7 protein-coding genes are annotated in these 15,684 nt (G+C 65.7%); 3 read left to right on the top strand and 4 right to left on the bottom strand.

Annotation, left to right across the window (positions count from 1 at the left end):
• The first annotated feature begins 145 nt into the window (after positions 1–145).
• A complete protein-coding gene (locus EBQ26_RS00615; protein ID WP_122237091.1) occupies positions 146–2,380 on the top strand; it encodes an NADP-dependent isocitrate dehydrogenase in 2,235 nt (744 codons plus the stop codon).
• A 250-nt stretch (positions 2,381–2,630) separates the two neighbouring features.
• Here the strand turns inward: EBQ26_RS00615 and EBQ26_RS00610 are convergent, their stop codons facing one another.
• From EBQ26_RS00610 to EBQ26_RS00595, 4 genes are all read right to left on the bottom strand, one after another.
• A complete protein-coding gene (locus EBQ26_RS00610; protein WP_122237272.1) occupies positions 2,631–3,248 on the bottom strand; it encodes a DJ-1/PfpI family protein in 618 nt (205 codons plus the stop codon).
• A gap of 90 nt (positions 3,249–3,338) precedes the next feature.
• The gene (locus tag EBQ26_RS00605; RefSeq protein ID WP_122237090.1) at positions 3,339–3,518 is read right to left on the bottom strand and encodes a hypothetical protein; all 180 of its coding nucleotides are present in this window, start codon (positions 3,516–3,518) and stop codon (positions 3,339–3,341) included.
• 130 nt (positions 3,519–3,648) lie between these two features.
• Positions 3,649–4,737 (bottom strand): 4-hydroxyphenylpyruvate dioxygenase, encoded by a 1,089-nt coding sequence (hppD, locus tag EBQ26_RS00600; RefSeq protein WP_122237089.1) that lies wholly within the window; start codon positions 4,735–4,737, stop codon positions 3,649–3,651.
• A gap of 196 nt (positions 4,738–4,933) precedes the next feature.
• On the bottom strand, positions 4,934–6,778 hold the full coding sequence (locus EBQ26_RS00595; protein WP_122237271.1) for an ABC transporter ATP-binding protein: 1,845 nt from the start codon (positions 6,776–6,778) through the stop codon (positions 4,934–4,936).
• A 286-nt stretch (positions 6,779–7,064) separates the two neighbouring features.
• Between EBQ26_RS00595 and putA the strand changes: the two genes are divergently transcribed.
• Both putA and hrpA read left to right on the top strand, forming a co-directional pair.
• Positions 7,065–11,210, top strand: a complete 4,146-nt coding sequence (gene putA / locus EBQ26_RS00590) for a trifunctional transcriptional regulator/proline dehydrogenase/L-glutamate gamma-semialdehyde dehydrogenase (protein ID WP_122237088.1) — start codon at positions 7,065–7,067, stop codon at positions 11,208–11,210.
• A gap of 163 nt (positions 11,211–11,373) precedes the next feature.
• Positions 11,374–15,648, top strand: a complete 4,275-nt coding sequence (gene hrpA, locus EBQ26_RS00585) for an ATP-dependent RNA helicase HrpA (RefSeq protein ID WP_122237087.1) — start codon at positions 11,374–11,376, stop codon at positions 15,646–15,648.
• Positions 15,649–15,684: the final 36 nt, after the last annotated feature.

Below are 15,684 nucleotides of genomic sequence, written 5' to 3'. Positions count from 1 at the left end.
GCGAGCGCTGGCGGTCGGTGCGCGGGGGCGGATTCTTGTATAAGACTTCAAAAGCGGCGACAATCGCCGCCGCCTTTTGGGGCGCCCGCAGCGCGCCGCCGAAGTATTTTTTCAAATGGCTGCCAATACGAGAGACAGAAACCAGATGACCACTAAGCAACCCACCATCGTCTATACCCTGACCGACGAGGCCCCGCGCCTGGCGACGGCATCCTTTTTGCCCATCGTGCGCAGCTTCGCGTCGGCGGCGGGCATCGATGTGACGCAAAGCGATATCTCGCTGGCCGCGCGCATTCTGGGCGAGTTCCCCGAATTCCTGAAAGAGGACCAGCGCGTGCCCAATTACCTGGAGGAGCTGGGCAAGCTCACGCTCGAGCCTGAGGCCAACATCATCAAGCTGCCCAACATCAGCGCCTCGGTCGGCCAGCTCAATGCCGCCATCAAGGAGTTGCAGGCCAAGGGCTACGCCGTGCCGGCTTACCCCGAAAACCCCACAACGGAGGAAGAAAAAGCCATCAAGGCGCGCTACGCCAAGTGCCTGGGCTCGGCGGTCAACCCCGTGCTGCGCGAGGGCAACTCCGACCGCCGCGCGCCTGCGGCGGTGAAGAACTACGCGAAAAAATTCCCCCACTCCATGGGCGAGTGGAAGCAGTGGTCGCAAACGCATGTCTCGCACATGCACGGCGGCGACTTCTACCACGGCGAAAAATCCATGACGTTGGACAAGGCCCGCGATGTGAAGATGGAGCTGGTGACCCACAGCGGCAAAACCATCGTGCTCAAACCCAAGGTGGCTTTGCAGGAGGGCGAAGTCATCGACTCCATGTTCATGAGCAAGAAGGCGCTGTGCGAGTTCTACGAGCGCGAGATCGAGGACTGCAAGGAAGCGGGCATTCTGTTCTCGCTGCACGTCAAGGCCACGATGATGAAGGTCTCCCACCCCATCGTGTTCGGCCACTGCGTCAAGATTTTCTACAAGGACGCTTTCGAGAAGCACGGCAAGCTGTTCGAAGAGCTGGGCGTGAACGTCAACAACGGCATGGCCGATCTGTACGCCAAGATCGCCACGCTGCCCAACTCGCTGCGCGAGGAGATCGAGCGCGATCTGCACAAATGCCAGGAGGGCCGGCCGCCGCTGGCGATGGTGGATTCGGCCAAGGGCATTACCAACTTCCACTCGCCCAACGATGTGATTGTGGATGCCTCCATGCCCGCCATGATCCGCAGCGGCGGCAAGATGTGGGGCGCCGACGGCAAGCCTTACGACTGCAAGGCGGTGATGCCTGAATCGACCTTTGCCCGCATCTACCAGGAGATGATCAACTTCTGCAAATGGCACGGCAACTTCGATCCTGCCACCATGGGCACCGTGCCCAACGTGGGCCTGATGGCGCAAAAGGCCGAGGAATACGGCAGCCACGACAAGACCTTTGAAATCCCCGAAGCAGGCCAGGCCAACATCGTCGATCTGGCCACGGGCGAAGTGCTGATGACGCAAAACGTGGAAGAGGGCGATATCTGGCGCATGTGCCAGGTCAAGGACGCGCCTATCCGCGACTGGGTCAAGCTCGCCGTCACCCGTGCGCGCAACTCCAACACGCCCGCCGTGTTCTGGCTCGACCCCTACCGCCCGCACGAAAACGAGCTGATCAAGAAGGTGCAGAAGTACCTCAAGGACCACGACACTACCGGGCTGGACATCCAGATCATGAGCCAGGTGCGCGCCATGCGCTACACGCTGGAGCGCGTCGCGCGCGGGCTGGACACCATCTCCGTGACCGGCAACATCCTGCGCGACTACCTCACCGACCTGTTCCCCATCATGGAGCTGGGCACCAGCGCCAAGATGCTCTCCATCGTGCCGCTGATGGCCGGTGGTGGTCTGTACGAAACCGGCGCAGGCGGCTCCGCGCCCAAGCACGTGCAGCAGTTGGTGGAAGAAAACCACCTGCGCTGGGATTCGCTGGGCGAGTTCCTGGCGCTGGCCGTTTCGCTGGAGGAGCTGGGCATCAAGGAAAACAATGATCGCGCCAAGCTGCTGGCTCAAACGCTGGATCAGGCCACCGGCAAGCTGCTCGATGAGGACAAATCCCCCTCGCGCCGCACCGGCGAGCTGGATAACCGCGGTAGCCAGTTCTACATCGCCCTGTACTGGGCGCAGGCGCTGGCCGAGCAAACCCAGGACAAGGAGCTGGCCGCCAAGTTCGCCCCTGTGGCCAAGCAATTGGCCGACAACGAGGCCAAGATCGTGGCCGAACTCAAGGACGTACAAGGCAAGCCAGCCGATATCGGCGGTTACTACATGCCCGATCTGGCCAAGCTCGACGCCGTGATGCGCCCCAGCGCGACCTTCAACGCGGCCATTGCGCAATTGGACTGAGCTTTGGCAATCATCGGATTGTGAAGATGGGCCTGCCGGGCGGGCAAACGCCCGGCGGGTTTGTCTGGCTTGCCTGATGTTTGGGTGAGATCCCGGGCGCTTGAAGGGCTTTGCCCTTGATGCACACGAAAAAAATGCGGCTCTTGACAGGGCCGCATTTTTTTCGTGTCTGCGCTTTTTGCTGTTGCCCCTGGTTGTGCGGGGGCGTCTGCTGTTGCCGGCGCTGATCGGCGTGGCGTTTTTTTGCGCTTCAAAGGCTTGCCGCAAAGGGATCGTCTTGCGGATCTTCGTTCCAGAGGTATTCGCAATGCCGGGCAATGCGCCTGGCCTCTGCCTCGCCGTGGTGCGCGGCAATCAGGGCCAAGGCTGCGTCCATGCCCGCCGAAACGCCCGAGGATGTGTAGAACTTGCCCGCATGTACCCAACGCGCCCGCGGCTGCCACTGCACACGCGGGCCGCAGCTTTGCACCCAGGCAAACGCCTTTTTGTTGCTGGTGGCGGGCAAACCGTCCAGCACCCCGGCAGCGGCCAGCAGCGCCGCCCCCGTGCAGACGGAAAGCACCCTCTCCGCCTGCCCTGCCCACTGTTGCAGCGCGTGCAGAAAAGCCGCGTCCTGCACCAGCGCCCGCGTGCCTTGCCCGCCAGGCACCAGCAGCAAAGTCCGCGCCTGCGTTGGCTCAGGGGCCAGCGCAGGCGCGGGCAAGGCTTGCAGCGCCAGCGTCGCCACCGCAAACCCCGCACGGCTGTGCACCAGCCCGCCGTGCTGCGATACGTAGTGCAGCCTCGCCCCGGCGTGGTGCAGCATTTCTACTGGCCCCATCAAGTCCAGCGCGTCAAAGTCGGGGAACAGCAAGCTGTATGCGTCCATTTCCGTTGCCTCCTTGTACTTGGCCTGCCTGTGGCGCAAGCGGGTGTTATTTTACAATTCAATGTAAAAATTGCTTGATTTATATGTTGCCTAAAATGGTTTATTTTTTTGTTTATTGATTTGAAAAAAATGGTTTGCGCGGCGTTCGTGCGGTGTCGCCTTGTTTGGGCGAACATGCACGCCCAAGGCGCCATGCCTGGGTTTTGTCGAGTCTTGTGCCAGCTTTTGCCAGCGTGCGCAGGTGGCTGCCTGCGCACGCTGCGCGGTCATGGCGCTGACGCGAAGCGGGCGGCAATGGCGTCGATGCGGCGCGCCAGCGCGATGTCGCGCGCTTCAGGCGGGCAGGGCGTGCGCGCGCTGGGCATCGGTCCAGGCGTTGCATGGCGGCGCCCCCCGGGCTTCAGGCTTGTTCGGTTTGCAGTACGCCGCGGTTGATCTGGTCGCGCTCCAGCGATTCGAACAAGGCTTTGAAGTTGCCCTCGCCAAAGCCTTCGCGGTAGTCGCCCTGGCGTTCGATGAACTCGAAGAACACCGGGCCCAGCAGGGTTTCAGAGAAGATTTGCAGCAGCAGGCGCGGCTGGCCGCCCTCGGTCGTGCCGTCGAGCAGGATGCCGCGCGCTTGCAGCTCGGGCACGGGCTGGCCGTGGCCGGGCAGGCGCTTTTCCAGGTTCTGGTAGTAAATGGCATTGGGCGCGGTCAGCAGCGGAATGCCAGAGGCGCGCAGCTTGTCGATGGCTTCGATCAGGTTGTCGCACAGCAGCGCGATGTGCTGGATGCCCTCGCCGTTGAACTTCATCAAAAATTCTTCGATCTGGCCGCCGCCTTGCTTGGCTTCCTCGTTGAGCGGGATGCGGATCTTGCCGTCCGGCGCGGTCATGGCTTTGGAGGTCAGGCCGGTGTACTCGCCCTTGATGTCGAAATAGCGGATTTCGCGGAAGTTGAACAAGCGCTCGTAAAAATCGGCCCAATAGGCCATGCGGCCGCGATAGACGTTGTGCGTGAGGTGATCGACCACTTGAAAACCGTGGCCCACGGGGTTGCGATCCACGCCATCGAGCCACTGAAAGTCGATGTCGTAAATCGTCTTGCCTTCCTCGTAGCGGTCGATCAGGTAGATCGGCATGCCGCCAATGCCCTTGATGGCCGGCAGGTTCAGCTCCATCGGCCCGGTGGCGATGTGGATTGGCTGGGCGCCTTTTTCCAGCAGCAGGTTGTAGGCGTGGTGGGCGTCACGCACGCGAAAGGCCAGGCCGCAGGCCGAAGGACCATGCTCGGCGGCGAAATAGCCCGCCAGGCTTTTGGGCTCGCGGTTGATGATGAAGTTGATGCCGCCCTGGCGGTACAGCGATACGTCCTTGGAGCGGTGGCGGGCCACTTCGGTAAAGCCCATTTTTTCGAATAACGGCTCGAGCACGCCGGGCGTGGGCGAGGCGAATTCGACGAATTCAAAGCCGTCAAGACCGGCGGGGTTGTCAAACAAATCGGCCATGGGGTGTCTCCTGATAGGGGTAGGGTTGGCGCCACCGCGGCATGGGCCGGGCAGCGCGTGTGTATGGCGCACGAGGGCGCCGTTTTGGGGAAAAGCAAGCCGCCAATGATAGGGGCGCTGCGGGCAGGTCAAGGAAGGCGAAGGGCGCACAAGGGAGCGCAAGGGAGCGCAAGGGCGTTGACTGGAGCGCAGGCGTTCACGCCTCGCCGCCCTCTTGCCCCAAAAAGCCCCCGCTTTGGTGACGCCACAGGCGCGCGTACAGGCCGCCTTGGGCCAGCAGTTGTTCGTGGCTGCCTTCTTCCACGATGCGGCCTTGGTCCATCACGATGAGCCGGTCCATGGCGGCGATGGTGGAGAGGCGGTGCGCAATGGCAATCACGGTTTTGCCCTCCATCATGGCGTTAAGGCTTTCCTGGATGGCCTGCTCCACCTCCGAATCCAGCGCGCTGGTGGCTTCGTCGAGCAGCAGGATGGGGGCGTTTTTCAGCATCACACGGGCAATGGCGATGCGCTGGCGCTGCCCGCCCGAGAGCTTGACGCCGCGCTCGCCCACCATGGTGTCGTAGCCGCTGCGCCCGTCGGGGTCGCTCAAGGCGCGGATGAACGGATCGGCCTGGGCGCGCACGGCGGCGGCGATGATTTCGTCCTCCTTCGCATCGGGCTTGCCGTAGGCGATGTTGTCGCGGATGGAGCGGTGCAGCAGCGAGGTGTCCTGCGTCACCATGCCAATGGCTGCGCGCAGGCTGTCTTGCGTGACGGCGGAGATGTCCTGCCCATCGATGCGGATGCGCCCCGCATCCACGTCGTAAAAGCGCAGCAGCAGATTCACCAGGGTGGATTTGCCCGCGCCCGATCGCCCCACCAGGCCGATTTTTTCGCCCGGGCGCACCACCAGGCTGAGCTGCTCGAGCACCTGCCGCTCGCCGTTGTAGTTGAAGCGCACCTGCTCGAACTCCACCAGCCCTTGCGTGACGCGCAACTGGGCAGCGCCGGGCGCGTCCTGCACCTTGGCTTGTTGCGTGAGGATGGCGATGCCATCTTGCACCGTGCCGATGTTTTCAAACAGCGAGGCCATTTGCCACATGATCCAGTGCGACAGGCCGCTGGCGCGCAAGGCCATGGCCGAAACCGCCGCCACCGCGCCGGGACCGACTTCGCCCGCATGCCACAGCGCCAGGGCATAGCCGCCCGCGCCCGCGATCAGGGCCACCAGCAGCGTCTGGTTGACGATTTCAAACAGGCTGACCAGCCGCATCTGGCGGTAGCCGGTGTGCATGAAATCCTCCATCGCCGCGCGGGCAAACAGCGCCTCGCGCTGGGTGTGCGAAAACAGCTTGACGGTGGCGATATTGGCGTAAGCATCGGTCACCCGTCCGGTCATGGAGGAGCGCGCATGCGCCTGCTCTTGCCCCACCTTGCCCAGCCGTGGCACGAAAAACGCCATTGCCGCGCCAAACAACACCAGCCAGGCCACGAAGGGCAGCATCAGGCGCATATCGAAACTGCCCGCCAGCGCCACCACCGCCACGAAATGCACGCCAATGCCCAGCACGATTTCCGAAAGGGTGAACAGCACCTCGCGCACCGCCAGGGCCGATTGCATGATCTTGGCCGTCACGCGGCCGGCGAACTCATCGGCGAAAAAGGAAATGCTTTGGCGCAGCATCAGCCGGTGAAAGTTCCAGCGCAGGCGCAGCGGCAGATTGATCGCCAGCGCCTGATGCTGCATCAGCGTGTGCAAACCCACCAGCGCAATGCTGGCCAGCATGACCAAGGCGATTTGCCACAGCATGCGCTGCTGCTGGACAGCGGCGGCAGCGTCGCCGCTTTGCCAGGCGGCCAGCGAATCGACCACCTGCCCGAGCACGGCAAACAGCCACGCCTCGTAAACCGCCCTCCCGGCGCTGAACAGGGCCAGCGCCGCCAGGTAGCCGCGCGCGCCTTGCGTGCAGGCCCAGACAAAAGGCAAAACCCCTTGGGGCAAAGGCTTTGGGGCCTCGGGCGGGAAGGGGGCGAAAAGGCGCTCGAACCAGTGAAACAAGGCACTCTCCAACATTACAGCGGTGGGCCATTATCGGCCAAGGTGCATTCGGGGGGATATTGGGAGAAATTCATTTTATATATCAATGGTAAATTAAACATCAATGAAATAAAGCCTAAGCATGGTTAATCATTTTCTTTTGAATTGTATTTTTGGGGGTGGTTGTCGTGTCCTTGATGGCAGAAATGCTTGATCGGGTTAACCCTATGAGCTACGAGGTGCAACCCCTGTAGCATGCGCGCTGTTTTAAACATGGCTCAACGCAGCATCAGGAGTAATTGCACACATGTCCACCACAGTTGGTATCAAGGTCGATGAGGCTTTGCGCGAGCGCATCCGTGCGGCGGCGCAGGGGGTAGGGCGCACACCACATTGGCTGATCAAGCAGGCGGTGATCCAGTATGTCGATGCGCTGGAGCGGGGGGCGCCCACCATCCCCGTGGTGCAGGCGGGCGGTCCATTGCCAGACGATACGGTGGAGGTGCAACCCTGCCCCGATCAGGTGCAACCTTTCCTGGAATTCGCCCAATCCGTGCTGCCGCAAACCGAGCTGCGTGCGGCCATCACGGCGGCTTGGCACCGGCCCGAGCCGGAGTGCTTGTCGATGCTGCTGCCGCTGGCGCAAACCCACGATGCGGCGCAAGCGCAGTCGATTGCCGCGCTGGCTGCGCGGCTGGTGCAGGGCCTGCGCGATGCGCCGGTGAGCAGCGGCGTGGGGGCGCTGGTGCAGGAGTTTTCGCTCTCCAGCCAGGAGGGCGTGGCGCTGATGTGTCTGGCCGAAGCGCTGCTGCGCATCCCCGACAGCGCCACGCGCGATGCGCTGATTCGCGACAAGATCAGCAAGGGCGATTGGCGCTCGCACGTGGGGCATTCGCCCTCGATGTTCGTCAACGCTGCGGCCTGGGGGCTGGTGCTGACGGGCAAGCTCACCAGCACCAGTAGTGAAAAAGGGCTTTCGGCGGCGCTTACGCGCCTGATCGGCAAGGGCGGCGAGCCGCTGATCCGTCAGGGCGTCAACCAGGCCATGAAGATGATGGGCGAGCAGTTCGTCACCGGCCAGAACATCGCCCAGGCGCTGGCCAACAGCCGCGCGTGGGAGAAAAAAGGCTTTCGCTACAGCTACGACATGCTGGGCGAGGCGGCGGCGACGGAGGCCGACGCCCAGCGCTACATGCAAGCGTATGAGCAGGCCATCCACGCCATTGGCGCGGCCTCGGCCGGGCGGGGCATTTTCGAGGGGCCGGGCATCTCCATCAAGCTCTCGGCCCTGCACCCGCGCTACAGCCGCGCGCAGTACGAGCGGGTGATGAGCGAGTTGCTCCCGCGCGTGCTGCACTTGGCCGAGCTGGCCAGAAAGTACGACATCGGCATGAATATCGACGCCGAGGAGGCCGATCGGCTCGAGCTTTCGCTGGATTTGCTCGAAGCACTGTGCGCCGCGCCCTCGCTCAAGGGCTGGGGCGGCATTGGCTTTGTCGTGCAGGCTTATCAAAAGCGCTGCCCCTATGTGATTGATTACCTCATCGACCTGGCCCGCCGCAGCCGCCGCCGCCTGATGGTGCGGCTGGTCAAAGGCGCGTATTGGGATAGCGAGATCAAGCGCGCCCAGATCGATGGCCTGGCCGGCTACCCCGTTTACACCCGCAAGGTGCACACCGACGTGAGCTATCTGGCCTGCGCGCGCAAGCTGCTGGCCGCGCCGGACGCCGTTTATCCGCAATTTGCCACCCACAACGCGCAAACGCTCTCGGCCATCTACCACCTGGCGCAAACCTTCAGTGGCAGCTACTACAGCGGGCAATACGAGTTCCAATGCCTGCACGGCATGGGCGAGCCGCTGTATGAGCAAGTCACCGGCCCGGTCGCCGATGGCAAGCTGGCGCGGCCCTGCCGCGTGTATGCGCCCGTGGGGCATTACGACACGCTGCTGGCCTACCTGGTGCGCCGCTTGCTGGAAAACGGCGCCAATACCTCCTTCGTCAACCGCATTGGCGATGCCAGCTTGCGCATCAGCGATCTGGTGGCCGATCCAGTGGCCCAAGTGCTCGCCAGCGCCAGGGAAGAGGGCGTGCTGGGCGCGCCGCATCCGCGCATTCCTCTACCGGGCGATTTGCTGGCCCAGCCCGGCGCACTGGCGCGGCCCAACTCGCAGGGCCTGAACCTGGCGCATGAGCAGCAATTGGCCTCGCTGGCGGCTGCTTTGCTGGGCAGCACGCGCACGCTGCACTTGGCCGCGCCGCCGGGCGTGCCCCTCTTGCAGGAGCCGCAGCATGTCAAAGGTTGGTGCGCGGTGCGCAATCCGGCACAACTGTGCGATGTCGTGGGCTGGGTATGGCAAGCCCGCGCTGAGGACGTGCCCGCCGCCGTCGAGCGCGCCGCCCAGGCTGCGCCCATCTGGTCTGGCACGCCAGCGGCGGCGCGGGCCGATGTGCTGGCGCGCGCCGCCGATTTGCTGGAGCAACGCAGCCAGCCCCTGCTGGGCCTGATCATGCGCGAGGCGGGCAAAACCCTGCCCAATGCCATTGCCGAAATCCGCGAGGCGGTGGACTTTCTGCGCTACTACGGCGCGCAGGCCGCCAGCCAGTTCGACAACGCCACGCACCGCCCGCTGGGTCTGGTGCTGGCCATCAGCCCTTGGAACTTCCCGCTGGCCATCTTCTGCGGCCAGATTGCCGCCGCGCTGGCCGCGGGCAATGCCGTGATCGCCAAGCCCGCCGAGCAAACGCCGCTGACCGCCGCCGCCATGACGGCCATCCTGCACGAAGCGGGCGTGCCCGCCGATGCGCTGCAACTGATGCCCGGCGAGGGCGAAAGCCTGGGCGCGGCGCTGGTGGCGCATCCGCAAGTGGCGGCGGTGATGTTCACCGGCTCCACCGATGTGGCCCGCATCATCGCCCGTACGCTGGCCGGGCGGCTTTCGCCTGCGGGCCAGCCCGTCGTGCTGATTGCAGAAACGGGCGGGCAAAACGCCATGGTGGTCGATTCCTCCGCACTGGCCGAGCAAGTCGTGGCCGATGTGCTCGCGTCCGCCTTCGATTCGGCCGGGCAGCGCTGCTCGGCCTTGCGCCTTTTGTGTGTGCAGGAAGATGTGGCCGATCGCACCATCGCCATGATCGGCCAGGCCCTGCAGGAGTGGACGCTGGGCAACCCCGACCGCCTCAGCACCGACATTGGCCCCGTCATCGATGAAGCCGCGCGCGAGCAGATCGAGGCGCACATCGCCCACATGCAGGCCCAGGGCCAGCGCGTCACCCGTGCGGCGCGGCGCGGCGATGGCGAAGCGCCAGGCCATTTCGTGCCGCCCGCGCTGATCGAAATCGACAGCGTGCAGCGGCTCGAGCGCGAAGTCTTTGGCCCCGTGCTGCACGTGCTGCGCTACCGTCGCGAGGAGCTGGAGGGCCTGATCGATGCCATCAACGCCACCGGCTACGGCCTGACCTTCGGCATCCACAGCCGCATCGACGAAACCATTGCGCGCCTCAGCGCCCGTATCCATGCGGGCAACATCTACGTCAATCGCAACGTCATCGGCGCCGTCGTCGGCGTGCAGCCCTTTGGCGGCATGGGCCTCTCGGGCACCGGCCCCAAGGCGGGCGGGCCGCTGTACCTCTATCGCCTGGTGCACGCCCCGGCCAACGCCGCGCTGCAAGCGCTGGCGGCCCCGCCCGCCTCGCCCCCGGCCCCGCCAGTGCACGCGGCGCAACCCGCCGCAGGCGATGCGCGAGCCATCCCGGCAGCGGCCTCGCCCGCCTTGCAAGCCCTGTACGCGCTGGCGCACTGGCTGCAAGGCCCTGCCGCCCAAACCCTGTTGGGCAGCGACAGCGCCGCCGCCCAGGCCCTGTGCGTACAGGCGCAAGCGGCCTCCTTCCTGGGCATCGATACCCTGCTGCCCGGCCCCACGGGCGAAGCCAACCGCTACCGCCTGCTGCCGCGCGGCCCCGTGCTGGCGCTGCCCAGCAGCCCGCTGGGCCTGCTGGCCCAGGTGTGCGCCGCGTGGGCCAGCGGCAGCGTGTGCCAGGTGCGCTTGCCCGAGGGCGATGCGGCGCTGGCCCAGGCCTTGGCCGAGGTGCAAGCCGCGTTGCAGACTGCGCTGACCCAGGGGCAGAAAGGGGCGGGCGCAGCGCCGGGCAAAGCGCAAAGCCCAGCGCTGGGCGATTGGCTGCGCAGCCTGCCTGCCGCGCCCGGGCAAGAGGCATTTGCCGTGCCCGTTGATATCGCCACCATCTTGTTTGAAGGCGATGGCGACGCGCTGCTGCAAGTGCTGCGCGCCGCCGCCGACCGCGAGGGGGCCTTGGTGCGCATCGAAAGCCGCCGCAGTGAAGAGCTGCGCGAGGGCCTCGGCTACGACCTGGCGGCCCTGGCGCACGAGCAATCCATCAGCACCAACACCGCCGCTGCCGGCGGCAATGCGCAATTGATGACTATGGGGTGATATTTTTGCCAATCAAAAGAAATAAAATTACCTTGTTTCGGCGTGTTGGTATTGAAATCAAATTTCTTTTGGTTGGAATTGTATTGCGCCCCTGACGCGCCGGGGCAGGCGGGCCGCCGCGAGGCGGAGCGGCCCGCCATGCCTGCACGATAATCCGCCCCCCATGAATTCCCCCTCCGACTCCGCTACCGACGCCGCCACCGATCCTGCATCCGGCTCTGCATCCGGCCGATCCCGGCCTGCGCCGCGCCGCCGCGCCGCGCCCGGCCCGGCCGCCACGCCGCCAGCGGCCCCGAACACGCCCGCTGCGCCAGCGGCCCCGTTGCACATCACCTTCCCAGACAGCCTGCCCGTGTCTGCACGGCGGCAGGAGATCGAGCGTGCCCTGCGCGCGCATCAGGTGGTCATCGTCTGTGGCGAGACCGGCTCGGGCAAGACCACGCAACTGCCCAAGATCGCCCTGGCGCTGGGCCGGGGGCTGGGGCGCGGCCAGCGCGGCAAGGATGGGCGGCGCGGGCAGTGGATCGGCCACACCCAGCCCAGGCGCATTGCCGCCTCCAGCGTGGCCAAGCGCATTGCCGAGGAGCTGCAAACGCCGCTGGGCGAGGTGGTGGGCTACAAGGTGCGCTTCAACGACCGGCTGGGGCCCAACGCGCGCGTGAAGCTGATGACCGACGGCATCTTGCTGGCCGAGACGCAGACCGACCCACTGCTCAAGGCCTACGACACGCTCATCATCGACGAGGCGCACGAGCGCAGCCTGAACATCGATTTTTTGCTGGGCTACCTCAAGCAAATCCTGCCGCGCCGGCCCGATCTCAAGCTCATCATCACCTCCGCCACCATCGATGCCGAGCGCTTTGCCCAGCATTTCGCCTCGGCCAAGGGGCCTGCGCCGGTGTTGTACGTCTCGGGCCGCACCTATCCGGTGGAAATCCGCTGGCGGCCGTTCGAGGAAAGCCGCGAGACGGACTTGAACACCGCCATCGCCGATGCCGTCGATGAGCTGTGGCAAGGCCGCCCGGGCGGGGACATTCTGGTGTTCCTGCCCGGCGAGCGCGAGATCCGCGAGGCCGCCGACCACGTGCACAAGCACCTCTCGCACGACCCGGTGCGCCGCCACTGCACCGTGCTGCCGCTGTTTGCACGCCTCTCGCAGGCCGAGCAAGACCGCGTGTTCGAGACCGGCGGGCCGCCGCGCGTGGTGCTGGCCACCAACGTGGCCGAAACCTCGCTGACCGTGCCCGGCGTGCGCTATGTGATCGATGCGGGCACGGCGCGCGTCAAGCGCTACAGCTACCGCAGCAAGGTCGAGCAACTGTTGGTCGAGCCGATCAGCCAGGCCGCGGCCAACCAGCGCAGCGGGCGCTCGGGGCGCGTGGCCGATGGCGTGGCCATCCGCCTGTACGAGGAGGCGGACTTTGCCGCCCGAGCGCGCTTTACCGATCCGGAAATCCTGCGCTCCTCGCTGGCCGGGGTGATTTTGCGCATGAAGTCGCTGGGCCTGGGCGCAGTGGAGGAGTTCCCGTTTCTGGAAGCGCCCTCGCAGCGCGCCATCACCGATGGCTACCAGCTCTTGCAGGAGCTGGGCGCGGTGGACGAGCAGCGCGAGCTGACCGAGATGGGCCGCCAGATGGCGCGCCTGCCGCTGGATCCGCGCGTGGCGCGCATGCTGATCGAGGCGCGCGCGCGCGGCGCCTTGCAGGAGGTGCTGGTGGTGGCCGCCGCCTTGTCGGTGCAGGACGTGCGCGACCGCCCGCTGGACAAGCAGGCCCAGGCCGACCAGGCCCACGCGCGCTTTGACGACGAGAAAAGCGAATTCACCAGCTACCTCAAGCTCTGGCAGTGGATTCACGACGCGCGCGGCGGCAAGGCCGCCAACCTGCCCTCGGCGCGCCAGCAGGCCCAGGCCGCCGCGCAGGCGCAAGGCCGTGGCAAGGCCGGGCGAGGCCACGCGGCCCTGCCGGTGGCGCAGCGCGCCGTGGTCGCGCCCGCCCCACCCGCAGCGGCCACCGCGCCCGCAGCGCCAGGGCCGGAGGGCGCAGCGCCAGCCCAGGCCACGCACCGCCTCTCCAACCGCCAATACGAAAACCTGCTGCGCAGCCACTACATCAACGTACGGCGCGTGCGCGAGTGGCGCGACATCCACCAGCAACTGGCCGCCGCCGTGGCCGAGCAGGGCTGGAAGCTGCACGAGCAAAACGGCCCGGCCAGCTACGAGGCGCTGCACCTCTCGCTGCTGGCGGGCCTGCTGGGCAACGTCGGCTTCAAGCCTGATGAGGCCGAGCACTACCTGGGCGCGCGCGGCATCAAGTTCTACCGCCACCCCGGCGCGCGGCTGCGCAAAAAGCCCGGCCGCTGGGTGGTGGCCGCCGAGCTGGTGGAAACCACGCGCCTGTATGGCCGCGGCATGGCCAACATCGAGCCGCAATGGCTGGAGGAAGTGGGCGCGCACCTGCTGAAAAAACAATTGCTGGAGCCGCACTGGGAGCAAAAAGCGGGCGAGGCCGTGGCGCTGGAGCGCGCCACGCTCTACGGCCTGGTCGTCTACAGCGGGCGGCGCGTGCCCTTTGCCCGCATCGACCCGGCCGCCGCGCGCGAGATCATGATCCGCCAGGCGCTGGTACAGGGCGACTACGCCAGCGAGTGGGAGCGCAAATTCCCCTTCCTGGCCACCAACCGCAAGCGCATCGCCAAGGTCGAGGAGCTGGAGCACAAATCGCGCCGCCAGGATGTGCTGGTCGATGAGGAGCTGATTTACGCCTTCTACGACCGCCTCATCCCCGAGGCCGTGTGCAACGGCCGCCAGCTCGAGCAGTGGTACCGCCAGGAGCGCCGCCAGCAGCCGCAACTGCTGGAGCTGCAAAAAGACGAGCTGATGCGCCACGAGGCCGCGGGCATCACCACCGCCGCCTTCCCGCCCACCATCAAGCTGGCGGGCATGGATTTGAACGCCAGTTACCTGCACGAGCCGGGCAACCCGCGCGATGGCGTCACCGTCACCATCCCGCTGTACGCCCTCAACCAGGTGCAGGAAGCGCGCGCCGACTGGCTGGTGCCCGGCATGCTCAAAGCCAAAGTGCAGGCTCTGCTCAAAAGCCTGCCGCAGCGCCCGCGCTCGCGCCTGCTGCCGCTGGCCGAAACGGCTGGGGCCATTGCCCAGGTCTGGCTGGAGGAGGGCAGCTTCGCCCAGGGCGATTTGCACGAGCGCCTGCGCCAATGGGTGCGCGCCAAGACCGGGCTGGAGATCAAGCCCACGGACTTCAAGGCCGACATGCTCAGCGCGCACTTGTTCATGAACTTCCGCGTCGTGGACGAGCACGGCCGCCAGCTCGGTCAGGGCCGCAACCTCGCCGCCCTCAAGGCCGAGCTGGGCCAGCAAGCGCGCGGGGCGTTTCAGGCCCTGGCCGGGCTGAAACTGGCGCAAAGCGAGGAGGGCGGCAAGAACAGTGGCGAAAAAACGGGCAAAGAAGCGGGCAAAAACGCTCGCCCAACCGCCGCTGCAACGCCCACCGCCGCCAGCGGGGCAGGGCAGGGCAAGGGGCAAACGCCCGCCGCCCAGAGCGAGTCCAACGCCCTGGGCGAGCCCGAGCAACGCCACACCAGTTGGGACTTTGGCGAGCTGCCCGAAATCATGGAATGGGGCAAAGGCAGCCGCAAACTCATCGGCTTTCCGGCCCTGGTCGATCAAGGCGATGCCGTCACCATCGAAGTCTTTGACGAGCCCGAAGCGGCCGCCCAAGTCCACCGCCAGGGCCTGGCGCGCCTGTTCGCGCTGCACATCAAGGACGCGCTCAAATACCTGGAAAAAAACATCCCCGAGCTGCAAAAAATGGCCGTGGCCTACATGCCGCTGGGCACGCTGGAGGAGCTGCGCGCGCAAATCATCGCCGTGGCCATCGAGCTGGCCTTCCTGCAAGAGCCGCTGCCCATCAACGCCGAGCAATTCGAGCAGCGCCTCAAGGACGGCCGCCCGCGCCTGTCGCTGCTGGCGCAGGAAGTGGCGCGCCTGGCAGGGCAAATCCTGGCCGAATACGCGCAAATCGTGCGCAAGTTCAAGGACATGAAAGGCGCCGAGCAGGCCGTGGCCGACGTGCGCCAGCAGCTCGAGCGCCTGATGGGCAAGCGCTTCGTGCAGGCCACGCCGCAGGCCCAGCTCAAGCACTACCCGCGCTACCTCAAGGCCATGCTGATGCGGCTGGACAAATACCGCGAAGACCCCGCGCGCGACCAGGCCCGCCAGGGCGAAATCGCCCCGCTGGAAGCGCGCTACTGGAAGCTGCTGGCCCAGCGCAAGGGCCAGCAAGATGCGGCCTTGCAGGACTACCGCTGGCTACTGGAAGAACTGCGCGTGAGCTTCTTCGCCCAGCAGTTGCGCACCCCGCAGCCGGTGTCCGTCAAGCGGCTGGAGAAAGTCTGGGCGCAGGTGCTGGCCTGAAAGATTTTTTGCATATCAAAGGAAACAAAATCGCAT

Source organism: Allofranklinella schreckenbergeri, assembly GCF_003703475.1.
GTDB lineage: Bacteria > Pseudomonadota > Gammaproteobacteria > Burkholderiales > Burkholderiaceae_C > Lampropedia > Lampropedia schreckenbergeri.
This window is presented reverse-complemented; position numbering and strand designations above follow the sequence as displayed.

Coding starts and splice junctions, on each gene's coding strand:
- EBQ26_RS00615 (WP_122237091.1), top strand. CDS start 146: ATGACCACTAAGCAACCCACCATCGTCTATACCCTGACCGACGAGGCC.
- hrpA (WP_122237087.1), top strand. CDS start 11,374: ATGAATTCCCCCTCCGACTCCGCTACCGACGCCGCCACCGATCCTGCA.
- putA (WP_122237088.1), top strand. CDS start 7,065: ATGTCCACCACAGTTGGTATCAAGGTCGATGAGGCTTTGCGCGAGCGC.
- hppD (WP_122237089.1), bottom strand. CDS start 4,737: ATGGCCGATTTGTTTGACAACCCCGCCGGTCTTGACGGCTTTGAATTC.
- EBQ26_RS00605 (WP_122237090.1), bottom strand. CDS start 3,518: ATGACCGCGCAGCGTGCGCAGGCAGCCACCTGCGCACGCTGGCAAAAG.
- EBQ26_RS00610 (WP_122237272.1), bottom strand. CDS start 3,248: ATGGACGCATACAGCTTGCTGTTCCCCGACTTTGACGCGCTGGACTTG.